Consider the following 24,217-nt stretch of genomic DNA (forward strand, 5'->3'; position numbering starts at 1 on the left):
CGGTTCGTCGGTCTGGGCCGCCTCGTCGTTCTCCACCACCCTCGTCCTCGGGCTGGTCCTGACCACCGTCACCGAACAGACCGCCGGCTCCGGTGGTTCCGGTGGTTCCGCAGCTCCAGGGTGGGATTCGTCGGCAGGTCGGTCAGTCACGCCACAGCTGTGTGATGGACACGCCGAAGCCACCCAACAGGCGGCGCAGCAGCGGCAGCGACAGGCCGATCACGTTGCCCGCGTCGCCCTCGATCCGGTCCACGAAGGCGCCACCGCGCCCGTCGATGGTGAACGAGCCTGCCACGTGCAGTGGCTCCTCGGTCGCCACGTACGCGTCGATCTCAGCATCGGAGATGTCCGCGAAGTGCACCACCGTCGTGCCGACCTCCTCGCCCTGCTTTCCGGCCGCGACGTCGGTCAGGTGATGCCCGGTGTAGAGAACGCCGGAGCGCCCGCGCATCGCGCGCCAGCGCTGCACCGCCTCGGCGGCGTTCGCCGGTTTGCCGAGGATCTGGCCGTCGAAGGCGAGTACCGAGTCGCAGCCGAGCACCAGCGTGCCGGGGTCGCTGGGTAGCCGGGCGGCGACCGTGCGGGCCTTCAGCCGGGCCAGGGTGAGGCTGAGCGTGTGCGCGTCCTCCGCCTCGACTGTTGACTCGTCGACGCCGCTGACCAGAATGGCGGCGTCGATGCCGGCGGCCTTGAGCAGGGCGCGGCGGGCAGGGCTCGCGGAGGCGAGCACCAGACGGTACGAGATGTCAGTCTGCACGCCGCCACGCTACAAGCACAAGGTCCAGGGACGTCGTGAGACTCGGCGGCCCCCACAGCCTTCACTCGTGCGCATACCATTCCAGACAGAACCTGATCCGAGAGGCCGGCAAATGACAGAATTCGATGATTTCCGGATAGGTGATGCCCGGAGATTCGTCGAGAACATCGAGGACGTATTGGCGCATACTCCACCGGGCCGAACTGTGCCGGGTCTTGATGCCATCGAGGGCACGGACGCCTCAGGCACGGTCTACTGCACCGTCCGCCTCGACGGCCGTCCAGGTCAGATACGCATTACCGATGGTTGGTGGAAGGCTATCGGCGCGCGCGGCATCGCAGGTGCCGTACTGCAGGCCTACCGCTTTGCAGGGGACAAGGCCACCTTCGCCCGCTTGGTCCTAAAACGTCACGGTCGCATCAGCCGGTCAATGCCCGAGCTTCACGACATTGATTCGTACGGCTCGTCATATCCCACCGGCCACTCCGACGCAGGCGACCTCGACGCGTTGCGCGTCCGGATCGACCAGGCCGCCGCCAAGATTGCTGCAGCAATGCGACTGTCCGAATTGGTCAACGATTCGGAATTGCGTGAGATCAGTGGCTCACGAAGGATGTTCATCGTCATGGTCCGCGGAGCCGTCATCGAGGGTGCCAGGGTCAACGAATTCGGTCTACGCCCAGAGGATGCCTCGGACTTGGCCGCCGATGCCCTGGAGGCGCTGCTTGCCGCGCGTCCCAGCTATGCAAGTCTCGGGGAGAGATGAATGGGAAACGACTACGACTGGTACTCCGAGAAGAATCTTCAAATTGCCACGGACGGCCTGCGCAGGGCCGCAAAGAACTGGCACGACCTCTCGGACCGCATGGGAAGGGTCGCGGCGCTCGCCTCGCGGCAGGTCCTTGGACAGAGCGCGTTTTCCGTCATCATCGATGGGCCCCTCGGTTCGGCGACCGCCAGCGATCTGCACAGCGCGTACACAAAGGAACTCGAAAAATTGATCGGGCTGTTCATGGAGGCCGTCCTGCAGTTCGATGCGATGAGCAACGCTCTCAAGGAGAATGCCGACTGGTACGACGACGCGGATGCAGCTTCGGCGCAGAACTTCGACCGGATCGCTTTGGGCGACTGGCCCAACTGAGCGGAGGATCAGATGGCAGACACGGACGATACCTTTGCCCCCGCACTGTTGGGCACCTTCAGCACCGCAATCGGCACGCTGGAGACTGGCGTCCACAACATTCATTCCGCCTGGGACAAGCTGGCTCTCGCGGTCGAGCAGTTTCTCGAAGCGATCCGCAAGAAACTTGAGGGCGATCACTGGTGGAACCAGGTGGTCGAATGGTTCACCGAGGAGATTGCAGACGCGCTTAAGGCATTCCAGGCGGGGATCGAAGAGGCGCGTAGGCTGGTCGGCGAGATTCTCGGCAAGCTCGAGAAGACGCTCAACGGTGCGGTTCCAGTAATGTCGCTGTTCCAGGTCGGACTTGATTGGTCGACCCAGGTCAACACAAACCTGAGCCAGATCAAGCCCGATGTCACCCAGTCTGGTGGCATCGACACCTGGCATGGCCCAGCACACGACACGTACAAGGTACGTGAGGCCGATCAGATCGAGGCCGTCGGCCTCGCGGTAGAGAAGGTCAAGGGCATCAGTACTTGGCTGTCCGACGTGGCGAACGCGAACGTCCACTTCGTCACCGATCTACTAAGCCAAGTCGGGGGCATCGTAGAGAAGATCGTTGAGGTGACTGCCGACGTCGGCGAGGCAGCCGCCACGGGCGATCCGCTCAGCGCTCAAGAGGCCGCCAACGATCTGTCGACGCTGCTTGGCAGGTTCGCCTCGAACATCGTCGACTACCTGGCTAGCCTCGGAAACCGGCTCGCCGACGTACTCAGCCTGATTGGCGACGTCGCGAGTGAGCACAGCGACGACAACGCCTTCTCCGGAGGCCACTGGCCTCAGGCGGTGAACTCATGACGGCACGGCTGATTCTCGGTGCCTTAGTCGCCGTAGCGGCGGCGACCATGGCTGGTTGTGCTGGACCCGAAATCCCGGACGTGCGCACTGACCTGCCGTCCTCCGGGACCAGCCGCCCGAACCCGCTGCCCTCAGTGTTGACCCGGGCCGTGCCCCCGGTGACCCACAAGTGGAGGACAAGCGGCCTTTCGTGTCCGCATCTGACCGACTCGGCGGCCAGCGCCCTCGGGATCCGCGGCGTCGGCAGGGTCACCGAATCGACCGACGTCAAGACCGTCGGTAACAGTATCGACTGCCGTTGGGGGCCAGGTGATGGAACAGCTTCGACTGTCAGTCTGCATCTCAGCACCTCAACCTCGCAGGCTGGGGCCGACGCCGAATGGCAGATCCTCAGCGCCGCCCTGCCGGTGCCGCTGAACGGGGTCGGCGAGCAGGCATTCATCTCGGCTGACACCGGATCTGACTCGATGCAGGCTGCCGTGCGATCCGGGAACGCCAACCTCGATATCAGGCTGACGGCCAAGAAGGGTGATGCCAAGGGCAAGGGCGCTCTGCGTGACGCTGCAGCGGCGATTGCCGCAGACATGCTCGGCTCACTGGTTCCGGCGTGAACCGACCCCGACCCCCGCGCCGGATCCTTGCCGAGGACGTCCTCGCTGGACGGGTGAATATCGATGCGTACCCGTTCCGTTACATGTATCTGTCGGTCCCGACGCCAATCCGGCCGGGCTCCGGCCGCACCGAGTTCGACGCTCGGGTCGACGTTGTCTTGGCGGCCGTAGAGATGCTCGAGACGCGTGGCTGGGAACTCGTTAATCTCGAGGAATTGGGTCAGATCGCTTTCATGCGACGACTTGAACGCTGAAGAGAATGGCGGCGTGTATGTTCGCTCATCATTCTGTTAGTGCGCGGTTGGTGTGCGCATGGCTCCCGCCAGGATTGTCAGTCGTGGACGAGCGTGTGGCATTTCGCAGGCGTTCCGCCTTGGCGGCGAGTGCCCAAGGCAGTCGAGCGACTCGGTGCATTAGGATTTAGTCTGACCGGCTTCGCCGGCGCCGGAGTATGAGGAATGCCGCTAGGCCGCCAAGGATGGCCAAGACGGTGGCACTCCCGAATAGGAGCGAAGAGCTGCCCATTGAACGTGTCGTGGGGGCTACCGCTCTACTTGTTGCGAATGGCGAAGAGCCGGCTGGCGGATTGTTTGCGCCGGTTGAGGGATTGGCGCTTGGCTGGTCCGTTGTGGCTGACGTACCTACCGACAGCGCTGCAATGATGTCCACAACGCCGTGCCCGTATTCCGGGTCAACGCCCGGAGCCCCTTTGTCGACAGCGGTGGATTCCAGACGGTCTACCACCTCACGCGCGCTCAACTCTGGGTATTTACTACGAATGAGTGCGGCCGCTCCGGCGACGATTGCCGACGAGTCGGAGGTGCCCGTGGCGGCCTTGTATCCGTTGTTTAGGCCGAGGCTCATTATGTCGGTGCCAGGCGCCATCAGGTCAAGGGCTGATCCGGTGGTCGAAATTGCGTCCCGATTCCCGCCCCGATCGACGGCGCCTACCGCTAGTACGCTAGGTACGAAGGCTGGAGCAGTGATCCTTCTATCATCCGGCAGGTTCCCTGCACTGGCGACGACCACGACGTTCGCTTCTTCGGCCGCTTTTAGTGCGGTGAACATGTTGGACGTGATGCCTCCACCGAGCGAGATATTGATTACCTTGGCCCCGTGCGCGACCGCCCACGAAACGGCGGAACCAAGATCACCCTTGAACTTCCCTCTTGTCAGAACCCTCACCGGAAGGATCTTGGCATCGGGTGCAATTCCAAGCGCTCCAGATTCATCACGTCCGTGGGCAGCAATTTCGCCGGCCATCGCCGTTCCGTGCCCGTCTATGTCGGTACGACCAGATCCGGCCGGATCTGTAAAATCCTTGCCAGGCAGAACGCTGCCCGACAGGTCACTGTGGTCAGCGACTCCTGAATCAATCACGGCAACGATCACGCCACGCCCGGTACTGATTCGATGAGCATCCGCAATTCTAAGCGATTTGAGGTGCCATTGCTGGCCTCGGATTGTATCTGCGTTCGCCGGGACCGCGAATGCGGTGGCGCTGATCCCGGCAAGTACCGCCGCAGTGGCGGCGAAAAGACGCCGGGTCATCTGCCCCTGCCGATGACGGGACCAGGATCGATCGGCCCGGGCTCTTCTGCCGGCACCACGACTGGGTCGACGCCCTCGTCTGTTGCCCATGGGTTATCCGGGTCCCAATGAGCAAGGCTCTCGCCGCCTTCGCGACGCTGCCGTCGGGCCGATTGACTAAGCATGGGTTCGCCGTGACCGACCGTGCCTGGACGCGATATGCCGAGGCGAGTCGCCTGACCGGTACGGCCCGCCGTGTTCGACTGAGGGTTAATCACGCCCCCAACTGGATTGACCCGGCTTGTTCCACCCGCGCGCAGTTGGCCGGCACCGGTGGAGCCATTGGGTATCTGCCCAATGAACCCGCTGCCTGGAGTCGAGCCGATCACCCCGCCGGATGGCATCGTGCCTATCCGTGGGGGCTGGATGCCCGGGTTGGGCCTGAGGGGACCACCGAGGCCTGCACCACCGCGCGTCGGCGTGAGTGCAATTGGCGGCTCTGGTGCGATGAGGCCAGCCGGTGGTGGTACCAGGCCAGGGCTCGGGAGTCCTGGAAACGTCGCCTGGCCTGGTCCTAGCGGTACGGGCGTTCCGCTCGGTGGCCCGGGAGCGATCGGAGGGGGCGTCGCGGTTGGCATTGGCTGCGCCCCGGTCAGTATCAGACCGCCGCCGAGGCTGGTTGCAGGTCCTGTGGGATGTGCAGGCACGGTCGGCGTCACCGCCGGATGCGTAGCGGGACCTGCTGGATGGGAGATCGTCGCTGTCGTGGTGTGAGGTGGTGCTGGGACAGGGATTAGCGGCGGAACCGATGCTCCGGAGTCCTCGCCGCCCTTACCGGGATCGCCGCCGGGGTGTCTTTCTACGGTGTACGGCAGGTACTCGGTGGGCTTCTGTAGCTCTGCTTGCCCGCTGATCACCGCGTTGCTGAGCTCGTACATGAGCACTCGCGCCTGATTGTTCAGTTGCTCCTGCTGCTCAGCCGAGACCGGTGGGTTCGTGGGCACAGGCGAGGCTTGCGGGCTTGGCGATGGCGAAGGGGTCGGGCTCGACGACGGCTTGGATGCAGCGGCCGCGGCGTCCTTCTGGGCCTGCCACATCGCGATGCTCGTCTTGTTGGCTGCGTACTGCTGGTAGATCGGCTCCAGCCGTGTCCGGGTGCTGGTGAGTGCCGACGTCACCGATGAGAATGCCGTGTAGTTGGCCGAGGCGGCCGCATGAGTCTCGCGCAAGTGATCGATGAGCTCGTCGAGTCGTGCGAGATAGGCCTTGGATGCCGGGCTCTTGTCAGGCGGCCATGCGGCAGCGAGGTTGGCGCGGTACTCCGTTACGCGACTGAGATGTTCCGACGTCAGCTCGGCGGTGCGGCGCCAGCCGCGGACGACCTCGTTGTGCGGGTCGGTGTGCTGATCGGCGATGGCATCCCACATCGAGTCGACGTCGTGTGCGAACCAGTCCGTGCCGCCGTAGCCGCCAACACCATCAGAGATCAGCATCTGGCGACTCCGTGCTCAAGGCATGCATGGACGGCTCGGTGGAGTCGAACGCCCGATCGACATCGCTGACCCGGGCGTGCGAGAAGGCATCGGAGCCGCGGTACTCGTCGCTGATTGTCCTGGCTGCCAGTGCAAACTGACCGGTGCCGTCGCGGAAGTTGAACACGTTGGCGAATGTCGTGGTCTGCACGTCGTAGTGATGGGTCACGAACGACTGGAGTTCGGGGAAGTTTGGCGCCGTGGGCAGCTCAGTGAGCATCGACGAGGTAACGAGGTCGAGATGTGGGGCGTACCCGTTGTCGACCTCCTTGAGCAGGCCGGCGGCGAAGTCCTCCATCGCCTGGATGTCGGCCTCGATGGCGCCGTAGTCGGCCAGCCAGGCTGGCGGCCGGTCCTCTTCAGGAATCATGAATCAGCCCTCCCCCGAGAGTGCGAGATCTCCCGGAAGAGTAGTCGGTGACGCGACGTCGTGGGGGGCTGGACGAAACGCAGTGGACGACCGCCGTGACCGTTCTGGAGCAGCCGATCTGCACTATCGGGGCAAACCGGAATCCCGCCAGGAGCCGGACCGGACCGCCGGACGGGCACTGCGCACCCAGGCGCTGGTCCGCGGCGGGAATGCCGGGGCGCCCGGCGTCACCGCCCGGCTGACCAGGGCGCCGACGAGCGCGGCCACCTCCTCGGCGGTCGGCGTGCCACGGACGACGCTGAACATGGTTTCAGGGTCCATCGACGCAGCTTACGACGCCGGTGGGGGCGTACGGTGACACGCGTCCCACAGACAGCTGATCAATTAGCTGCGGCTCGACAGGACCGGGTATTTTCTGCGTGATGTCTTCTTCTCCCCCGCTCGTAGTCGCCGACCGTTATCGCCTCGTTGCGCCACTCGGTCAGGGCGGGATGGGTCGTGTCTGGCGTGCGGTCGACGTGGTGCTGCACCGTGACGTGGCCATCAAGGAGCTCGTGCCGCCTCCAGGGCTGACGGTCGACGAGCGGCGGGAGATGCGGGAGCGGTCGCTGCGCGAGGCGCGCGCGATCGCCCGGCTCAACAACATCAATGTGGTTCGCGTCTTCGACGTGCTGCGTACGGATGCCGATCCGTGGATCGTCATGGAGTACGTGCCGTCGCGCTCCTTGCAGGACATTCTCGCCAGCGACGGCCCGTTCCCCGCGGTACGCGCGGCCGAGATGGGCCTCGGCATGCTCAACGCGCTGCGTGCCGCCCACCGGGCCGGCGTGGTGCACCGTGACGTCAAGCCGGGCAACGTGCTGCTCGGCGAGGACGGCCGGGTCGTGCTGACGGACTTCGGCCTGGCCACGGTCCCGGGTGACCCGAACGTGACCCGGACGGGCCTGGTCCTGGGCTCGCCTGCGTACATCGCACCCGAGCGCGCTCGGGACGGCACGGCCGGGCCCGCCGCGGACCTCTGGTCGCTCGGCGCGACGCTGTACGCCGCGGTGGAGGGGCAGTCGCCGTTCGCGCGGGCGTCCGCGATCGCCACCCTGGCCGCCCTGGCCACGGAGAATCCGCCGCCTGCCCGGAACGCCGGACCGCTCAAGCCGGTCCTCAACGGCCTGCTGCGTAAGGATCCGACGCACCGGATCAACGCCGACGAGGCCGAGCGTCTGCTTTCGCGCGCCACGGGGCGCCGGTCGAAGTTGACGTTCCCGATGAGTCCGACGATGCGGCGGCCAGGGGCCGGACGCGACCGCTCCGGACCTTCGTACGGCCCGCCGGTCGTGCCGGGCACCGGCTTCACCGCGACTGGCTCGGCCCCGGTCGTGCCGGGCCCCCGCCCGCCGATCTCACCGGCACGCCCTCCGGTGTCGCCCGGTCGGGCTCCAGTCTCCCCGGCGCTGCCGCCAGCGTCACCAGGCCGTCCGTCGGTGACGCCGGGCCGCGCTCCGGTCACACCGGCCGCGGACGGGCGCCCGGTCTTCACGCCGGGTAAGGCCACGGTCGGGCGCCGGCCGGCGCCCGAGACGCCCACGCGGATCGACCAGCCCAAGGCCGCCGGCCCCCGCCTGGATGCCACCCGGGTGGACACCCCGCCGGTCCGCGACAGCGGGCGTCCGAGGAGGACACCATCCGGTACGGCTACGCCACCGGCCCCGCCTGCGGGCACCACCGCGCCCCCATCGGGTCCCGCTGCGGACGAGACCATGCGCGGGTCGCGTACCGGCGCAGCCTTGACGGCAGACCAGATCGCAGCCCACCGCCGCCAACCGGCAGCACGCATCGAGGTGCCTGCGCCGCCCCGGCCAGGCGGCCCCACGACAGAAACTGCCGCACCCCGGCCAGGCGTCCCGACGACAGAGGCCGCCGCACTCCGGCCAGGCGGCCCGACGACAGAAACTGCCGTGCCCCGGCCAGGCGGCCCGACAGCAGAGACTGCAGCGTCCCGGTCGGCCGGCCAGACAGCAGGATCTACCGCGCCTCGGTCGGGTGTCGAGACGGCGGTTCCCGCCCAGCCTCGGCCTGACGGCGAGATCGAGAGCCCGTCACCGGCTGACCGGCCGGACGGTGACCAGCGGTCGGACCGGCGCAAAACCGCCGCCCCGCAGGTCGATGCCGAGGCGTCCGCTGCGGTCGCGGAGCGCGCGAACACCTCGGACGAGGGCCGGACCGATCCCTCCGCCAATCAGCCGGAGATGCCGGTCGAGCCCAATGCGGCCGTCGCAACAGACGCGAAGGCAGTCGACGCGATCGATGCGGGCGCCCAGGCGCAGGCCGCGGACGCCAAGGGCACCGGAACCCGGGCCGCCGAGGATGCCGATACGCACGGGGACTCGGAGGCCGTCACCAGCGACTCGCACGTCGTCGGAGGCAGGGCGGACCTCATCAAGCCGGACGCGGCCGATGGAGGCGAAGGGCGAACGGCGCCGGCGGACGACTCCACCGGCGCGGAGGCGGGCGCGCAGCCGGGCGCGCCGGCCGCGAACCAGGTCGGGGCAGGGCCTGCGTCGCAGCCCAGCACGGCGGCCACCAAGCCCAAGACCGGTGCCAAGCCCACGGTCGGTGCGCGGGCGGGCGCCGGATCGACCAGCAAGGCCTCCCGAAAGAAGGGCCGAGGTCGCAACACAACAAAGACAGGTACGGCGTCCACCGCCCCGGTCGGCACCGAGTCGAGCGGTCCGGCGCCGACGTCCGCAGCCAGCGATCCGGCGACGATCACGCCCGCGGACGCACCGGCCATCGCCTCCGACGACGCACCCGGGACCGCAGCAGACAGCGGCGCCCAGAAGTCGTCGACGACCCCCACGCAGACCCGGCGGGGAGCCGGTGCGGCGGCGAGGACGTCGACGGCGAACGCCACCGGCGACACCCCCGCCCGAGTGGCGGCAGCCGGAGCGAAGTCGGACGGCACCGCGAACCCGCCCGACGCGTCCGCGGCGCAGCTGGACGGCACCGCGACCAAGTCCAACGGCACCGCGACCAAGTCCAACGGCACCGCGACCAAGTCCAACGGCACCGCGACCAAGTCCAACGGCACCGCGAACGAGTCCGACGGCACCGCGAACAAGTCCGACGGCACCGCGAAGGAGCCCGACGGGACCGCAAGTGAGCCGGATACGGCCACGAAGCTGCTGGACAAGGCGGGAAAGAAGCCCGCCACGTCCGCGGCCGCCCGGACATCAGCCAAGGGGGCAACCGAGGCAGCCGGCAACGCCGTCAACAAGGCACCCTCCTCAGCCCGCGACACGGCCGGGACCGGCAAGCCCGCGCGCACAGCCGGCGGAGGGGGGCCCCAGCTTCTGGACCTCCAGGCCGCCGCCGATTCACCGGACGCCGCCTCCAGGACGGACTCGGGTGCCCCCGCCGGGGCGGACCCGTCCGCCGGGCTCACGACGGCGACCGCCCCGGACGGCGACCAGGCGGCGAGCGGCGACCAAGCGGCGGGCGGTGCCCAGACGGCGAGCGGCGACCAGGCGGCGAGCGGTGCCCAGGCGGCGAGCGGTGCCCAGGCGGCGAGCGGCAACCAGGCGGCGAGCGGCAACCAGGCGGGCGGTAACCAGGCGGACGGTGACCTGACCACTAAGGTTCCGGCGGCTTCCTCCGCGGTGGGCGTGCCGCTGGCGCGGACCGCGACGGACCATCCCGGCAGCGCCGGGCGCACCGGCATCGGCCGGCGCGGAAGAGCGGCCACCGGCGCGGATGCCACGAGCGTGGTGTCCCAGGGGTCGTTCGGTAGCGCATCGACCGGTCGGCCCGCGTGGCAGCCGATGCCGGTGCGGAACCCGTCGTCCGGCCCTCGGGGTGTCACCGTGTTCGGGACGACGCTGACCCGGCGGCAGACCGCCATCGGTGTCGCCATCCTGCTCGCGCTGGTCCTGGTCCTGGTGCTCATCGTGCGGGCGGCCGCCGGTGGCGGCGAGGACACGAAGACCCCCGAGCACAAGGGGGGCAACGCCCCGAGCGCGGCGGCCTCGGCGCCGGCCGTTCCAGCACCGAGCCAGCGGGCATCTACGCCCCAGAGCAGTACGCCCCAGACGAGTGCCACCCCCAGTACGCCGCAGACCAGCGGCACCTCGCCGTCGGCCGCCCTGCCCGCAGGCTGGCGCATCTACCAGGACAAGTCGGGCTTCTCCATCCCGCTGCCGGGCGACGCGGAGATCTCGCAACCGGGCCGCGAGGTGCACGTGAAGTGGGACAACCGGCTCCTGATCATCGACCAGACGGACCAGCCGCAGCCGGACCCGCTGGCCGACTCGAAGCAGCAGGAGCAGGACCGGCGCAACTCGAAGTACCGCGACTACCAGGCGGTACGGCTGAAGGCGGTGAAGTACTTCTACAAGGCCGCGGACTGGGAGTTCTTCTACACCACCGACAGCAACAACCGGCAGCACGTGTGGAAGCGCAACTTCCTGTCCAGCCCGGACCGGGCGTACAGCATCGGTATGTACGCACTGCCCGAGGACTGGGATTCGGCCAGCCAGGAGATGAAGACCATCCTCAAGGGGTTCACGCCGAAGCCCTGACCGTCCGGGCATCAGAGCGCTGATCGACTACGCTCGCGGGCTGTGTCGACCGATGGACTGACGGACCTGTGGGACAAGCTGTTCGGCGCCCAGCCGGACCCGCCCGCGCTGCTGGTGCTGGTCACCGCGCTGGTGGCGCTCGTGGTGGTCGCGGTACGCCCGCTGTGGCGGATCGCGCGCAACGCGATCACCATCGCGCACGAGGGCGGTCACGCCCTGGCGGCGCTGCTGACCGGCCGCAAGCTGCGCGGCATCCGGCTGGAGTTCGACACGTCCGGGCTGACGCTGTCGGCGGGGCGGCCGACGGGGCCGGGAATGATCCTGACGCTGCTGGCGGGCTACATCGCGCCGCCGCTGGTCGGGCTGCTCGGCGCCTGGCTGCTCGGCGGGAACCGCATCACCCTGCTGCTGTGGCTCGCGGTCGTGTTGCTGCTGCTCATGCTGATCAACATCCGGAACGTCTTCGGCGCGGTGTCGCTGATCGTCACGGGCGCGATCGTGTTCGTCGTCTCCTGGTACGCCACCCCGCAGGTGCAGGCGGCGTTCGCGTACACGGGGGTGTGGTTCCTGCTGCTCGGTGGGCTGCGCCCCGTCGGTGAGCTGCAGAAGCTCCGCAGCCGGGGCCGGATGCCGGAGTCGGACGCCGACCAGCTCGCGCACCTCACGCACCTACCCGCGCTGTTCTGGGTCGGCACGTTCGGCCTGGTCAACTTCGCGGTGCTGGTGGTGGGCGCGTTCCTGCTGGCCGGGCAGTGGCTGACCGACCTCGGCGTCACCGGCTGAAAACCTACAGCGGGATGTTGCCGTGCTTCTTCGGGGGCAGGGTCTCCCGCTTGGTGCGCAGCATCCGCAGCGCCCGGGTGACCTGCGCCCGCGTCTGGGACGGGGAGATCACCGCGTCCACATAGCCGCGTTCCGCCGCGATGTACGGGTTGGCGAGCGTGTCCTCGTACTCCTCGATGAGCTGCGCCCGCGTCGCCACCGGGTCCTCGGCGGCGGCCAGCTCGCCGCGGTAGAGGATGTTCACGGCGCCCTGCGCGCCCATCACCGCGATCTGCGCGGTGGGCCAGGCGAAGTTCATGTCGGCGCCCAGGTGCTTGGAACCCATGACGTCGTACGCGCCGCCGTACGCCTTGCGGGTGATGACGGTGACCTTGCCGACGGTGGCTTCGGCGTACGCATAAATCAGTTTGGCCCCGCGCCGGATGATGCCCTCCCATTCCTGGCCGGTGCCGGGCAGGAAGCCGGGCACGTCCACGAACGTGAGCACCGGGATGTTGAAGGCGTCGCAGGTCCGGACGAACCGGGCCGCCTTCTCGGAGGCCGCGATGTCGAGCGTGCCCGCGAAGTGCATGGGCTGGTTCGCGACGACGCCGACGGGGCGGCCCTCGACCCGGCCGAAGCCGATCACGATGTTCTGCGCATACAGCGGCTGGACCTCGAGGAAGTCGTCGACGACGGCCTCGACGACCTTGCGGATGTCATACGGCTGGTTGGCCGAGTCGGGGATGAGCGAGTCCAGAGCCAGATCGGCTTCGTTGGGCTCGAGGTCCGCCGGATCGTCGAAGGTGGTCGGTTCGTCCAGGTTGTTGCTGGGGAGGTACGAGAGGAGCGCGCGCACGTAGTCGATCGCGTCGTCCTCGTCGGTGGCCAGGTAGTGGGCGTTGCCGCTGCGGGTGTTGTGGGTGCGGGCGCCGCCGAGTTCCTCCATGCCGACGTCCTCGCCGGTGACGGTGCGGATGACGTCAGGTCCGGTGATGAACATGTGGGAGGTCTGGTCGACCATCACGGTGAAGTCGGTGATCGCGGGGGAGTACACCGCCCCGCCCGCGCACGGGCCCATGATCAGGGAGATCTGCGGGATGACGCCGCTGGCGCGTACGTTGCGGAAGAAGATGTCGGCGTACAGGCCGAGGGCGACGACGCCCTCCTGGATGCGGGCGCCGCCGGAGTCGTTGATGCCGATGATCGGGCAGCCGATCTTCATGGCGAGGTCCAGCACCTTGACGATCTTCTCGCCGAAGACTTCGCCGAGGGACCCGCCGAAGACCGTGAAATCTTGGGAGAACACGCACACCTGGCGGCCGTCGACGGTGCCGTAGCCGGTGACCACGCCGTCGCCGTACGGGCGGTTGGAGTCCAGGCCGAAGTTGGTGGAGCGGTGCCGGGCCAGTTCGTCCAGCTCCACGAACGAGCCCTCGTCGAGCAGCATCGCGATGCGTTCGCGGGCGGTCTTCTTGCCGCGGGCGTGTTGCTTCTCCACGGCGCGCGCGGAGCCGGCGTGTACCGCCTCCTCGACCCGGCGGTCCAGGTCGGCCAGCTTGCCTGCGGTGGTGTGGATGTCGGTCCTGGTCGCGTCCTGCTGGGTGGTCACGGGTACCGTCCTCACGCTCTCTGCGCCACGCCGTCGTCGCCGTGGGTTGCCGCTCGCCGTGATCGTAGTCAGCCACACGCGGGGCGTCGCTACGGGTGCGTTTCGCACTCAATACCCCATTCGTTACTTCCCCCGTGACGAACTGGATGACCGTTACCGGCATCGCCCTGATCTGTGTGGGGCTTGTCCTGCTGGTCGCGTTCCGGGCCGTGCTTTTCGGCGGGCGGAAGCGGAAGCAGGCCCGGGCGGCGCGTGAGGTCGCGGCGAACCGCCGGGCGCAGCTGCCCGCCGCCCCGGCGGACGATCCCTGGGCCGCGGACCTCCCCCCGGCCTCGGCGGACGGCCCCTGGGCCGCGGACCTGCCGCCCGCCTCGGCGGACGGTCCCTGGGCCGCCGAGCAGTCCGCGGAAGAGCCGTGGGACGCGTCGGGCGGGCATCCCGGTCGGCCGGTCCGCAGGGGCAGCGCACGCCGCCCCCGGACGGCGGACGACGCGGTGCCGGCGACCGGCGGGCGGATCGATGCGGCGGCGGGGCGCGTGCCCGCGCGCCGCTCGCGCGGCAACGGCACCGCGGCGGGCCGCACCCGGCCCCGGGCCGGCGGCTTCGGCGACGACCGCATCGACGGCCCAGACCCGGGGTACGCAGACGGCGCAGACCCGAGGTACGCCGACGGCGCAGATCCGAGGTACGCAGACGGCGCAGATCCGAGGTACGCCGACGGCGCGGGCCAGGGATACGCCGACGGCACGGGCTCCGGGTACGCCGACGACGTTGAACCGGGATACCCGGCGAAGGCGGGCGTGCGGCGTGGAGCGCGCGGCGAACGCCGGACGGTGTGGCTCGATCCGGATCCCGAGGCCGGCCCCGTGGTGCGGTCCGTGCCGGTCGTCGCGGGCGCCGCCGAGACGGCATCCGGCCCGGCAGCCTCCGACGAGGGCGCGGCCGACGACATCGTGGACGAGCCGGGATCCCGGCGTTTCCGGCGGCGCAAGGGCACCACCGGCGCGGTGCAGCGACGCCGCCGCCGCGAAGAGGACGAGGATTCCCCATACGTGCTGGCCTCCCTGGGCCTGGCCGACGAGGACCCATCGGACGGTGACGACCTGTTCGAGGCGCCGGACCAGGGCGCCCGGCTGTCCGACGGGGAACGAGCCGATGTGTACGGCGGCGCCGGTGAGCCGCGCCCGACCGGGCCGTCCGGTTCCGGCGAATTCGGCGACCCGGATGACCCGCACGGGTCGGGTGACTTCTCCGGTACCGCATTCACCGGCCCCGGCGCGGCGGCCGACGCAGATGAACCAGCCGGCCCGGACGGCCCCGCCGATCCCGGACTGGTCGCCTCCGGGCTCGCAGGCTCCGGCTCGTCGGGCTCCGGCTCGTCGGGTTCGGGGCTGTCAGGTTCGGGCATGGCGGGCTCCGGCATGGGAGGCTCCGGCATGGGCGGCTCCGGCATGGGAGGCTCCGGGCTGGCGGGTTCCGGGCTGGCGAGCTCCGGAATGGACGATGAGGGATCGCCCGGCTCCATGATGGTCGGCCGCTCGGTGGATGGCGGCGGAAGCGGGGGCACGGGAGGCTCCGGCGCCGCGGCCGGTTCCGGCGGGATCTCCGCGACGCTGTTCGACGATGACCTGGCGGACGAGGGGATGCGGTCCAGCGCCGGGGTGGGGCTCGACCGGGGCGAGTTCGCGCGAAGCGAGTTCGACCGGCCCGGTAACCCCGGGGATCCCGAGCCGCTCTCGCCGTACCGGGCTGCCGCTCCGGCGCCGCGCGGGTGGCCGGCGGACCGCTCCGACCAGCGCTACGGCGACCGGGTCGAGGGTTGGGTACGCCCGCAGTACCGCGAGATGCCCGTGGCCGATACCGCCGGCGCGTACTGGACACCCGCCCCGGACGGCCCGTACGTGGAGCCCTCCGCCAACGGGTACGGGTGGCCGGTGCCGGTCGAGCGGCTGCCCGCCGCGCCGCCGTACGAGCCGGTGACCGGGTTCGATGAGCCGCCGGTGTCCGATCTGACCACGGTGGTGCCGAGCTGGCCGCCGATCGGGGAGACGACCAACCAGCCGCGGTTCGCTCCGGCGCGGGACAGCGGCGCCGGGATCCTCTGGGGTTCCGCGCGAGACGACACGGTCTGGGGCGACTCCGGTGCGGACGGAACCTCCGATCCGCACGGCTGGCCACCGGCGGGGCCGGGCCGCCGCTCGCCGGGGCCGCTGGGCGATCCGGTCGACGACCGGGTCGACGGGCGGGTCCGTGACCAAGGGTCCGCGCCGCGTTTCGGCGGTGCGGCACGCCGTCCCGGACCGCCACGGGGTTCGGTACCGGTGCCGGGTTCGCTGCCCGGTCCCGGTTCGCAGCGCGGCTCGGGTTCGCTGCCCGGTTCGGGTTCGCAGCGCGGCTCGGGTTCGCTGCCCGGTTCGGGTTCGCAGCGCGGTTCGGGTTCGTCGCCGATGACCGGGTTCGGTCGGCCCCGCGAGTTGGGCGCGCCGTCGGGCCCGGGGGTGGCCCCGATGCAGGGTCTCGGCCCGGCGCGCGGGTTCGGGCGGGCAGCCGGGCTCGGGCGACCGTCGGGGTACGCCCCGGCGCAGGGCGTCCGGCCGGAAGCCGTTCCCCTGCCGGCCGACGACCCTGGTCTGCGGGCCAGGCCGCGTCCTCGGCCCCGGCCGCGTCCGGGCGGTGCGGAGTCCCGCAGCACGGTCTACGTCAGCCGGCACGCCGCCGATCCGGGCTGATATCGACCCGAACCGCGGAGATGACCGCGACGGGTGTGGGCAGCGACCGCGGGGCTAGGGTGAGCGGATGCCGCCTTCGCCCTACGCGGATCTGGAGCGCCCGCCGCTGGTCGCGCGTGCCCTCGAACGGGGCCTGCTCACCCCCGGCGGCCTGTGGCGGCGGCTCGACCTGCGTACCGAAACCGACTCGACCAACGCCGACGTGGCGGCCGCCGCCCGCGCGGGCGAGCCCGAGGGCCTGATCGTGGTGGCCGAGCAGCAGTTGGCGGGGCGGGGTCGGCGCGGCCGGGACTGGGTGTCGCCGGCCCGTGCGGGCCTGACGGTCAGTGTGCTGTTGCGCCCGGGTCAGCCGGTGCCCGCCCGCGACTGGCCCGCCGTCCCGGCCCGGGCGTACGGATGGCTGCCGTTGCTGGCCGGTGCGGCGCTGCGCGCGACCGTCGAGAAGCTGACCGAGCTGGACGTGGCCGTGAAGTGGCCGAACGACCTGCTGGTGCGGACCGCGGGCGGCGAGGCCAAGTGCGCCGGCATCCTGGCCGAGATCGTGGACGACGCGGTGGTGCTCGGCATCGGCCTCAACGTCACGACCCGCCCGGAGGAGCTGCCGCCGGTGCCGACGGGCCTGCCGGCCACGTCGTTGCGGGCGGCGGGCGCGGAGATGACCGACCGGGATCCGCTGTTGCGATCGCTGCTGCGCGGCCTCGCCCAGTGGTACGCGGGCTGGCGCGACACCGGCGGCGACGCGGAGATGTGCGGGCTGCTGGGCGTGTACCGGGACGGCTGCGCGACCCTCGGGCGGTCGGTACGCGTGCTGTTGCCCGCCGGCGACGAGATCACCGGTACGGCGACCACGGTGGACCCGGACGGCCAGTTGGTGATCCGGACGGCTGACGGTGAGCGGCGTGTCTCCGCCGGTGACGTGGTGCACGTACGCTGACCCGCGTGCGTTTCCCGGACGATGTGCTCACCGACGAGGAGGACGTCGTCCTCCACCTGCATCCGCACGCCCGGGTGGCGATTCTGCCGAGCCTGGTCCTGCTGGTCACGCTCGCCGTGATGATCGTGGCCTGGGTGATGCTGCCGACGAACGCCGGTGGCCGGATCGGCGTCTGGGTGGTCGGGGTGATCTGCCTGGTGGTGGCGGTGCGCCGGGGCGTCTGGCCGCTGCTGGTGTGGCGCTGTACCCACTACGTGGTCACGGACGAGCGGATCCTGCTGCAGGACGGGGTGCTCGCCCGGGAGCGGCGGGATCTGCCGCTGGCCCGCGTCAACGACCACGCGATGTCGCAGTCGCTGCTCGACCGGCTGCTCGGCTGCGGCACGCTGACCGTCGACTCCATCGGCGACCACGTCGCGGTGCTGGCGTCCGTGCCGCACGTGCACGAGGTGCAGACGACCCTGTACGAGCTGATCGAGCACGACCGCCTGCGCCCGGACGACGACGAGCCCGGCAACGAGCCTGAGGACGACGAGCCTGACGACGACGAACCGGCGGCGGACGCGGTCCCCCGCGCGAGGGACCGCCGCGGATGGCGGGCGGTCCGGGGCTGAGGGACCGCGGGCTCAGCTGCCGGAACGGGCGGGGCGTTCGGCGTCCAGCTCGGCCAGCTCGATCTCGCGTTCCAGCTCGGCGAGCTGCGCGGCGCTGCCGGGCTGGTGCTCGGCGCTGAACTCGGCGAGCCCGGCGGCCGGGTCCAGTTCGGTGATGGCGTCCTCGTGGCCGTCGACCGGCGGCTTGAGGAACACGAACGTGCGGTACGCCCAGAACCGGAAGACCGTGGCGATCCCTGTCGCGAACAGCGTGACGCCCATGATGGCGAGCTTGTGGTCGGACTCGTTCAGGCCCACGCCGTACTTGGCGACGGCGACCGCGCCGGACTGGATGAGCATCCCGACGAGGTTGAAGCCGAAGAACAGGGTGTACTCACGGCGCAGCGCGCTGCGGGTGTGGTGCCGGTAGGTCCAGTACCGGTTGGCCAGGTAGGCCAGCGTCGTCGTGATGACCGTGGCGATCACGGTGGCCTTCACCGCGCCGATGGGCATCGTCACGTAGAAGATGGCCATGTAGAGCACGGTGTTCGCGGCGCCGATCACGCCGAAGGCGAGCGCCTCGGGGACGAGACGGCGGAGCCGTTCCGTCAGCGAGCGGGCTGGGGGCATCTGGTCAACCTTACGGGAGGGCGGATGGGTGCCACGGCGGGTTGGGGGCGGTGACGGCGGCGTCACATGCGGGGTACGGGGGTGAGCCCGGGGTCCGTGGTGCCCGGTGCGGGTGAGAGGGGTTCCGCGGCGGCAGCGGCGCGGAACACGAAGCGGCGGTACGACCAGAAGCGGAACAGGGTGCCCAGCACGCCGCCGACGAGCAGGCCGGAGATGTTGTCCGCGAGTGGGCTCTGCAGCGCGGGCCAGAGCTGGCCGAGCCCGTAGTGGCTGACGGCCAGGCAGGCGAGGCCGATGCCGAGCCCGGCCGCGTTGAGGAAGAAGAAGGTGGCGTACTGCCGGGCCATGCTGTGGTGCTCCCGGTGCCGCCAGGTCCAGAAGCGGTTGCCGGTGAAGGCGACCGTGGTGGCGACGACCGTGGAACCGGTCTTGGCCAGCAGGGTCTCCACGTCGAGCTGGAGCAGCACGTTGAAGACGGCCAGGTCGACGGCGAACGCGATGGCACCGACGACGCCGAACTTGCCGACCTCCTGCACCAGCGCACTCAGCCGGGCGCGCAGGCCGGAGGTCTGCGTCGGCGGGGTCTCTGGCACGGAATCGAGACTACCGGCGCATGTCACCCGGCGCCGTCCCCCTGAGCGTCCCGTGAGCGACTCTTAACCCGCGGGCTCGGCATGGTGACGTTGCCGGTACGGACGGTAACGAGTTACGTCCAAATCGGCGATTTCGGCCAGCCGGCCCCGGCAGCCGCCGCACCACCGCAGGTGGGCGCGCAGTCGCGCGGTATCGCGGTTGGCCAGCCGGCCCCGTACGTGTCCGCCGAGCCGGTCGCCGGTCCACCGGCATTCGGGCTGTTCGGCGATGGCCACGTGCTGCTGCAGGTAGCGCTGGCGCAGCCCCTCCCGGGCGCGGTGGGCGAGCACGGCTACCGCGTTCGGGGTGAGGCCCAGCAGCGGGGCGACCTCGGCCGGGCTCGCTCCTTCCACCTCTGTATGCCAGAGCACGTCGCGCCATCGGGCGGGCAGCTGGCTGAAGGCGCGGGCGGCGAAGGTGCGTTCCAGCCGGTCCAGTGCCGGGTCGAGGAACGGTTCCCCCGGGTCGTAGCGGGTGAGGTCGTCGGTGAACTCCAGCCGCCGGTCCCGGCGGGCCCGGTGGTAGCAGACGTGCCGGAGGGTGGTGTGCAGGTACGCCCGGAAGGCGACGAGCGGTCCCCGTCCGGCCCGCAGCGCGGCGAACACGTTGGTGAAGGTCTCGGCGACCAGGTCGTCCGCGTCGGCGGGATTCGGGGCAAGGGTGTGGGCGAGCTGCTTGGTCGCCGCGGAATGCCGCTGGTAGAGGGTCCCGTACGCGGCCGCGTCTCCGGCGCGTACGGCGGCGAGCAGATCGGTGTCCGTGTCGCTGCCCGGGATCGCCATTCCTGCCTCCTGACGACGATGGGGAGGAAAGCCCGATTACGTGCAAGTTTAGGCAGCTTGGTCTGGTTTGTGAAAGTCGAGGCAGGACGCGGGTCAGAGCAGCTTCGTGCGCACACATGCGCTGACTTCCGAAAGATCAATCGTGAACGCGCACAAACACCGAGGATTGTGCGGTTGTCCACAGGGTGAACCGATGAACTGAACGGTCGATCGGCTTACGCTCAGGTGACTCCCGTGACATACGAGGCCGTCCGCGGCCTGACTCGTCGCAGGTCAGTGCCGACCGAAGGAGATCCACGAATGTCTTTGCCCGCTGTCACCGCCCCCACCCGCCACCAACGCCTGCTCGACTGGATCGACGAGGTCGCCGCACTCACCACCCCGGACGCCATCGTCTGGTGCGACGGTTCCGAGCAGGAATGGACGCGCCTCACCGACGAGCTGGTCGAGGCCGGCTCACTCGTCCGCCTCAACGCGGAGAAGAAGCCGAACTCCTTCTGGGCCCGTACCGATCCCGGTGACGTCGCCCGCGTGGAGGAGCGTACCTACATCTGCTCCGTCGACCCGGCCGACGCCGGACCGACCAACAACTGGATGGCGCCTTCCGAGATGAAGGCGACCATGACCGAGCTGTACCGCGGCTGCATGCGCGGCCGCACGATGTACGTCGTACCGTTCTGCATGGGCCCGCTCGACGCGCCCAACCCGATGTTCGGCGTCGAGCTGACCGACAGCCCGTACGTGGTCGCCTCGATGAAGATCATGACCCGGATGGGCACCACGGTGCTCGAGGCCATGGGCGACGACGCGCCGTTCGTGCCCGCCCTGCACTCCGTCGGCGCGCCGCTGGAGGCGGGCCAGCAGGACGTGGCCTGGCCGTGCAACGAGACCAAGTACATCTCGCACTTCCCGGAGACCCGCGAGATCTGGTCGTTCGGCTCCGGCTACGGCGGCAACTCGCTGCTCGGCAAGAAGTGCTTCGCCCTGCGCATCGCCAGCGTCGCCGCCCGCGACGAGGGCTGGCTGGCAGAGCACATGCTGATCATGAAGCTGACCTCGCCCGAGGGCGACGTCCGCTACATCGCCGCCGCGTTCCCGTCGGCCTGCGGCAAGACCAACCTGGCCATGCTGGAGCCGACCATCCCGGGCTGGAAGGTCGAGACCATCGGCGACGACATCGCCTGGATGCGTTTCGGCGAGGACGGTCGCCTGTGGGCCACCAACCCCGAGTACGGCCTGTTCGGCGTCGCGCCCGGCACGGACTACAAGACCAACCCGAACGCGATGCGCACCCTGGCGAAGGGCAACTCCCTCTTCACCAACGTGGCGCTCACCGACGACGGTGACATCTGGTGGGAGGGCATGGGCGAGCCGCCCGCGCACCTGACCGACTGGCACGGCAACGACTGGACGCCGGGCTCCGACGCCCTGTCCAGCCACCCGAACAGCCGCTTCTGCACCCCGATCACGCAGTGCCCGATCCTGGCGCCGGAGTACGACGACCCGCGCGGCGTGCCGATCGACGCGATCCTGTTCGGCGGCCGCCGCAAGACCACCATCCCGCTGGTCACCGAGGCCCGCGACTGGTCGCACGGCGTCTACCTCGGCGCGACCCTGTCGTCGGAGACCACGGCCGCCGCGGTCGGCCAGGTCGGCGTCGTACGCCGCGACCCGATGGCGATGCTGCCGTTCATCGGCTACCACGCCGGTGACTACTTCCAGCACTGGATCGAGATGGGCAAGGGTGCCGGCGGCGACGCCGACAAGCTGCCCAAGGTGTTCTACGTCAACTGGTTCCGCCGCGGCGACGACGGCCGGTTCCTGTGGCCGGGCTTCGGCGAGAACTCCCGGGTGCTCAAGTGGGTCGTCGAGCGCCTCGAAGGCCGTGCCGCCGCCGTGGAGACCCCGGTCGGCCACGTGCCGACGCCGGACGCGCTCGACCTGACCGGGCTCGACCTGTCCGCCGAGGACCTGGAGGCTGCGCTGCGCGTCGACCGCGAGGAGTGGCTGGCCGAACTGCCGCTGGTCACCGAGTGGTTCGAGAAGATGGGCGACAAGCTGCCCGCCGTCCTGTGGTCCGAGCTGGACGCTCTGCGCGCCCGGCTCAACGCCGCCTGATCCACCGATCCAGCGCGCCCGCACCCCTTCTGGGGTGCGGGCGCTGCTGTGTAGCGTGCGGACGTGAGCCGCCTTCGACCGCCGCCCCGAGGTGCCCACAGGTGAGCCGCGGCTCCCTGTCGGCTGGTCCCCGGTTCGACGTCGCGGTCGTCGGGGCCGGTCCCGCCGGTGCGGCCGCGGCGCTGGCCGCCTGCCGCGCCGGGGCCCGGACCCTGCTGCTCGACCGGGCCGACTTCCCTCGCGACAAGCCGTGCGGCGACGGCATCGCCGCCGACGCCCTGGACATCCTGGCCGGCCTCGGCGTGCCCGACGCCGCGCGGGGCTGTCCACCGATCGGCCGCCTGCGGTTGGTGGCGCCGGGCGGCGCCACGGTCGCCCGTCCGCTGCCGCGCCCGGCATACACCGTGCCGCGCCGGATCTTCGACGCCCGCCTGGTCGTCGCGGCGGTCGCGGCCGGGGCCGAGCTGCGGCGGCACACGGTACGGACGGTCCGCGACGACGGCGACGAGGTCCGGGTCGACGGCTACCGGGCCGCAGTGGTGATCGGTGCCGACGGGGCCGGTTCGGTGGTGCGGCGCGCCCTCGGCCACCCGCCCAACCCGCCCGGCCATCTCGCCCTCGCCATCCGCGGCTACGCCCCGTGGAACGACACCAAACCCGATGGCGCGGAACAGCTCATCGTCACCACCAGCGCCCGCTGGCCCGCGTACGCATGGGCGTTTCCGCTCGGCGACGGCACCGCCAACGTCGGATACGGGGAGGTGCTGCGCGGCGCGCCGCTGAGCCGGGCGTACCTGCTGGAGCGCCTGGCCGGGCTGCTGCCCGGCGCCGACCCGACCGGCCTGCGCGCCCACCACCTGCCGTTGTCCACCCGGCGACCGCCGCCGGCGCGCGGCCGGGTGCTGCTGGCCGGGGACGCCCTGTCACTGATCAATCCCTTCACGGGCGAGGGCATCTTCTACGCGGTGCTCTCCGGTGCGCTGGCGGGCGCGGCGGCGGCCGGGGCGCCCCACGAAGCCGCCGCCCGGTACACCGCCGCGCTGCGCCGCCGCCTCGGCCGCCACCTGCGGCATTCCGGGGCGGCCACCCGGCTCACCCAGCGTCCGCAGGTGGTGGACGCGGCAGTGCGGGCGGCGCACCGGCACGGAGCCGTCTTCGACCGGATGGTCGATCTGGGGGTCGGTGACGGGGTTTTCGACATTCGGACTATCGGGCGCATCGCCGCGGAGCTGCTGCGCCCCGGACCGGTCCGGCCTTGAGTGCCGTGACACTGCGGATAGGCTTGGCGTGATGAGTCTGCGGTCCCTGGTCTACTCGGTGTATGAGCGGCGGCTCGCCCGGAAGCTGGTGGGCAAGCCGGTGCCGCGCCATGTCGGGGTGATGTGCGACGGCAACCGTCGCTGGGCCAGGGAAATGGGTTACGTCGACCCCAATGACGGCCACCGGGTCGGCGCCGCCCGGGTCAAGGAGCTCCTGGCCTGGTGCGACCAGGCCGGCATCGAGCACGTCACGCTGTACCTGCTGGCCACGGACAATCTCCAGCGCCCCGCGGCCGAACTCGACCCGCTGCTGAAGATCATCGAGGCGCTGGCCACCGAGCTGGCCGAGGACGGCAACCCGTGGCGGCTGCGCATCGTCGGCGCCCTCGACATCCTGCCCGCGGCCACCGCTACCGCGCTCAAGGCGGCCCAGGAGAAGACCCGCGACCGCACCGACGGCGTCGAGGTCAACATGGCGGTCGGGTACGGCGGCCGGCGCGAGATCGCCGACGCGGTCCGCTCGCTGCTGCACGAGAACGCCGCCGCCGGGCGCACCATCGAGGAGATGGCCGAGATCCTCGACGTCGAGCACATCGCCGAGCACCTGTACACCCGCGGCCAGCCCGACCCGGACCTGGTCATCCGTACGAGCGGGGAGCAGCGCCTCTCCGGCTTCCTGCTGTGGCAGTCGGCGCACTCGGAGTTCTACTTCCACGACGCCAACTGGCCCGACTTCCGCCGCATCGACTTCCTGCGCGCCCTGCGCTCCTACGCCGGCCGCCAACGCCGCTACGGCGCCTGACCGGCGAGCCG

Annotated in this window: 21 protein-coding genes and 1 pseudogene; 13 read left to right on the top strand and 9 right to left on the bottom strand. The window is 70.2% G+C overall.

Annotation, left to right across the window (positions count from 1 at the left end):
* Nucleotides 1-142 precede the first annotated feature (142 nt).
* Nucleotides 143-757, bottom strand: a complete 615-nt coding sequence (locus tag ACMCNN_RS02850) for a Maf family protein (RefSeq protein WP_412744612.1) — start codon at nucleotides 755-757, stop codon at nucleotides 143-145.
* Between the two features lie 112 nt (nucleotides 758-869).
* Here ACMCNN_RS02850 and ACMCNN_RS02855 point away from each other — a divergent pair, with 112 nt between their 5' ends.
* From ACMCNN_RS02855 to ACMCNN_RS02875, 5 genes are read left to right on the top strand one after another with little or no spacing between them, the layout of a single operon-like run.
* The gene (locus ACMCNN_RS02855) at nucleotides 870-1,523 is read left to right on the top strand and encodes a hypothetical protein (protein WP_412744613.1); all 654 of its coding nucleotides are present in this window, start codon (nucleotides 870-872) and stop codon (nucleotides 1,521-1,523) included.
* Nucleotides 1,524-1,898: a hypothetical protein gene (locus ACMCNN_RS02860; RefSeq protein ID WP_412744614.1), complete on the top strand. Its 375-nt coding sequence runs from the start codon at nucleotides 1,524-1,526 to the stop codon at nucleotides 1,896-1,898.
* Nucleotides 1,899-1,910: 12 nt separating this feature from the next.
* Nucleotides 1,911-2,738: a hypothetical protein gene (locus ACMCNN_RS02865; protein ID WP_412744615.1), complete on the top strand. Its 828-nt coding sequence runs from the start codon at nucleotides 1,911-1,913 to the stop codon at nucleotides 2,736-2,738.
* Nucleotides 2,735-3,349 carry a hypothetical protein gene (locus tag ACMCNN_RS02870; protein WP_412744616.1) on the top strand — a complete coding sequence of 205 codons (615 nt, stop codon included), beginning with the start codon at nucleotides 2,735-2,737 and terminating at the stop codon, nucleotides 3,347-3,349. The genes ACMCNN_RS02865 and ACMCNN_RS02870 overlap by 4 nt, the downstream gene beginning before the upstream one ends.
* Before the next feature lie 53 nt (nucleotides 3,350-3,402).
* Nucleotides 3,403-3,603: a hypothetical protein gene (locus ACMCNN_RS02875; protein ID WP_412744617.1), complete on the top strand. Its 201-nt coding sequence runs from the start codon at nucleotides 3,403-3,405 to the stop codon at nucleotides 3,601-3,603.
* 166 nt (nucleotides 3,604-3,769) lie between these two features.
* On the opposite strand, the gene ACMCNN_RS02880 is transcribed toward ACMCNN_RS02875, so the two are convergent.
* The 4 genes from ACMCNN_RS02880 to ACMCNN_RS02895 all read right to left on the bottom strand — a co-directional run bounded on the left by ACMCNN_RS02880 (nucleotide 3,770) and on the right by ACMCNN_RS02895 (nucleotide 7,102).
* Nucleotides 3,770-4,741, bottom strand: a complete 972-nt coding sequence (locus ACMCNN_RS02880) for a S8 family serine peptidase (RefSeq protein WP_412744618.1) — start codon at nucleotides 4,739-4,741, stop codon at nucleotides 3,770-3,772.
* A 155-nt stretch (nucleotides 4,742-4,896) separates the two neighbouring features.
* On the bottom strand, nucleotides 4,897-6,372 hold the full coding sequence (locus ACMCNN_RS02885) for a hypothetical protein (protein WP_412744619.1): 1,476 nt from the start codon (nucleotides 6,370-6,372) through the stop codon (nucleotides 4,897-4,899).
* Nucleotides 6,359-6,781, bottom strand: a complete 423-nt coding sequence (locus ACMCNN_RS02890; protein WP_412744620.1) for a hypothetical protein — start codon at nucleotides 6,779-6,781, stop codon at nucleotides 6,359-6,361. Before ACMCNN_RS02890 ends, ACMCNN_RS02885 begins: the two co-directional genes overlap by 14 nt.
* Before the next feature lie 123 nt (nucleotides 6,782-6,904).
* Nucleotides 6,905-7,102 carry an acyl-CoA carboxylase subunit epsilon gene (locus tag ACMCNN_RS02895; protein ID WP_412744621.1) on the bottom strand — a complete coding sequence of 66 codons (198 nt, stop codon included), beginning with the start codon at nucleotides 7,100-7,102 and terminating at the stop codon, nucleotides 6,905-6,907.
* 101 nt (nucleotides 7,103-7,203) lie between these two features.
* Here ACMCNN_RS02895 and ACMCNN_RS02900 point away from each other — a divergent pair.
* Nucleotides 7,204-8,388 (top strand): annotated as a pseudogene (locus tag ACMCNN_RS02900) (protein kinase domain-containing protein); the annotation flags it as partial.
* A 3,006-nt stretch (nucleotides 8,389-11,394) separates the two neighbouring features.
* Nucleotides 11,395-12,135 carry a M50 family metallopeptidase gene (locus ACMCNN_RS02905; RefSeq protein ID WP_412744622.1) on the top strand — a complete coding sequence of 247 codons (741 nt, stop codon included), beginning with the start codon at nucleotides 11,395-11,397 and terminating at the stop codon, nucleotides 12,133-12,135.
* A 4-nt stretch (nucleotides 12,136-12,139) separates the two neighbouring features.
* Here ACMCNN_RS02905 and ACMCNN_RS02910 read toward each other — a convergent pair whose 3' ends face one another.
* Nucleotides 12,140-13,726 carry an acyl-CoA carboxylase subunit beta gene (locus tag ACMCNN_RS02910; protein WP_412744623.1) on the bottom strand — a complete coding sequence of 529 codons (1,587 nt, stop codon included), beginning with the start codon at nucleotides 13,724-13,726 and terminating at the stop codon, nucleotides 12,140-12,142.
* A 134-nt stretch (nucleotides 13,727-13,860) separates the two neighbouring features.
* On the opposite strand from ACMCNN_RS02910, the gene ACMCNN_RS02915 reads away from it, so the two are divergent.
* From ACMCNN_RS02915 to ACMCNN_RS02925, 3 genes are all read left to right on the top strand, one after another.
* Nucleotides 13,861-16,455, top strand: coding sequence for a hypothetical protein (locus ACMCNN_RS02915; protein ID WP_412744624.1), 2,595 nt, complete (start codon nucleotides 13,861-13,863; stop codon nucleotides 16,453-16,455).
* 67 nt (nucleotides 16,456-16,522) lie between these two features.
* Nucleotides 16,523-17,389: a biotin--[acetyl-CoA-carboxylase] ligase gene (locus ACMCNN_RS02920; RefSeq protein WP_412744625.1), complete on the top strand. Its 867-nt coding sequence runs from the start codon at nucleotides 16,523-16,525 to the stop codon at nucleotides 17,387-17,389.
* A 5-nt stretch (nucleotides 17,390-17,394) separates the two neighbouring features.
* Nucleotides 17,395-18,003: a PH domain-containing protein gene (locus ACMCNN_RS02925; protein ID WP_412744626.1), complete on the top strand. Its 609-nt coding sequence runs from the start codon at nucleotides 17,395-17,397 to the stop codon at nucleotides 18,001-18,003.
* Between the two features lie 12 nt (nucleotides 18,004-18,015).
* On the opposite strand, the gene ACMCNN_RS02930 is transcribed toward ACMCNN_RS02925, so the two are convergent.
* The 3 genes from ACMCNN_RS02930 to ACMCNN_RS02940 form a co-directional block, all read right to left on the bottom strand.
* Nucleotides 18,016-18,612 carry a GtrA family protein gene (locus ACMCNN_RS02930; protein WP_412744627.1) on the bottom strand — a complete coding sequence of 199 codons (597 nt, stop codon included), beginning with the start codon at nucleotides 18,610-18,612 and terminating at the stop codon, nucleotides 18,016-18,018.
* A gap of 62 nt (nucleotides 18,613-18,674) precedes the next feature.
* Complete coding sequence (locus ACMCNN_RS02935; RefSeq protein ID WP_412744628.1) at nucleotides 18,675-19,205, bottom strand: GtrA family protein; 531 nt, start codon at nucleotides 19,203-19,205, stop codon at nucleotides 18,675-18,677.
* 63 nt (nucleotides 19,206-19,268) lie between these two features.
* On the bottom strand, nucleotides 19,269-20,027 hold the full coding sequence (locus ACMCNN_RS02940) for a sigma-70 family RNA polymerase sigma factor (RefSeq protein ID WP_412744629.1): 759 nt from the start codon (nucleotides 20,025-20,027) through the stop codon (nucleotides 19,269-19,271).
* Between the two features lie 300 nt (nucleotides 20,028-20,327).
* On the opposite strand from ACMCNN_RS02940, the gene ACMCNN_RS02945 reads away from it, so the two are divergent.
* From ACMCNN_RS02945 to ACMCNN_RS02955, 3 genes are all read left to right on the top strand, one after another.
* Nucleotides 20,328-22,145: a phosphoenolpyruvate carboxykinase (GTP) gene (locus ACMCNN_RS02945; RefSeq protein WP_412744630.1), complete on the top strand. Its 1,818-nt coding sequence runs from the start codon at nucleotides 20,328-20,330 to the stop codon at nucleotides 22,143-22,145.
* Nucleotides 22,146-22,246: 101 nt separating this feature from the next.
* On the top strand, nucleotides 22,247-23,404 hold the full coding sequence (locus ACMCNN_RS02950; protein ID WP_412744631.1) for an NAD(P)/FAD-dependent oxidoreductase: 1,158 nt from the start codon (nucleotides 22,247-22,249) through the stop codon (nucleotides 23,402-23,404).
* A gap of 31 nt (nucleotides 23,405-23,435) precedes the next feature.
* A complete protein-coding gene (locus ACMCNN_RS02955) occupies nucleotides 23,436-24,206 on the top strand; it encodes an isoprenyl transferase (protein WP_412744632.1) in 771 nt (256 codons plus the stop codon).
* The last annotated feature ends 11 nt before the right edge of the window (nucleotides 24,207-24,217 follow it).

This window comes from Krasilnikovia sp. MM14-A1004 (assembly GCF_047159485.1).
In the GTDB taxonomy this organism is placed as follows: Bacteria; Actinomycetota; Actinomycetes; order Mycobacteriales; family Micromonosporaceae; genus Actinoplanes.

Bases quoted from the DNA above. Each gene is read 5' to 3' on its own strand.
- ACMCNN_RS02895 (WP_412744621.1), bottom strand. From the start codon at position 7,102: ATGGACCCTGAAACCATGTTCAGCGTCGTCCGTGGCACGCCGACCGCC.
- ACMCNN_RS02945 (WP_412744630.1), top strand. From the start codon at position 20,328: ATGTCTTTGCCCGCTGTCACCGCCCCCACCCGCCACCAACGCCTGCTC.
- ACMCNN_RS02930 (WP_412744627.1), bottom strand. From the start codon at position 18,612: ATGCCCCCAGCCCGCTCGCTGACGGAACGGCTCCGCCGTCTCGTCCCC.
- ACMCNN_RS02855 (WP_412744613.1), top strand. From the start codon at position 870: ATGACAGAATTCGATGATTTCCGGATAGGTGATGCCCGGAGATTCGTC.
- ACMCNN_RS02940 (WP_412744629.1), bottom strand. From the start codon at position 20,027: ATGGCGATCCCGGGCAGCGACACGGACACCGATCTGCTCGCCGCCGTA.
- ACMCNN_RS02860 (WP_412744614.1), top strand. From the start codon at position 1,524: ATGGGAAACGACTACGACTGGTACTCCGAGAAGAATCTTCAAATTGCC.
- ACMCNN_RS02870 (WP_412744616.1), top strand. From the start codon at position 2,735: ATGACGGCACGGCTGATTCTCGGTGCCTTAGTCGCCGTAGCGGCGGCG.
- ACMCNN_RS02920 (WP_412744625.1), top strand. From the start codon at position 16,523: ATGCCGCCTTCGCCCTACGCGGATCTGGAGCGCCCGCCGCTGGTCGCG.
- ACMCNN_RS02890 (WP_412744620.1), bottom strand. From the start codon at position 6,781: ATGATTCCTGAAGAGGACCGGCCGCCAGCCTGGCTGGCCGACTACGGC.
- ACMCNN_RS02955 (WP_412744632.1), top strand. From the start codon at position 23,436: ATGAGTCTGCGGTCCCTGGTCTACTCGGTGTATGAGCGGCGGCTCGCC.
- ACMCNN_RS02885 (WP_412744619.1), bottom strand. From the start codon at position 6,372: ATGCTGATCTCTGATGGTGTTGGCGGCTACGGCGGCACGGACTGGTTC.
- ACMCNN_RS02865 (WP_412744615.1), top strand. From the start codon at position 1,911: ATGGCAGACACGGACGATACCTTTGCCCCCGCACTGTTGGGCACCTTC.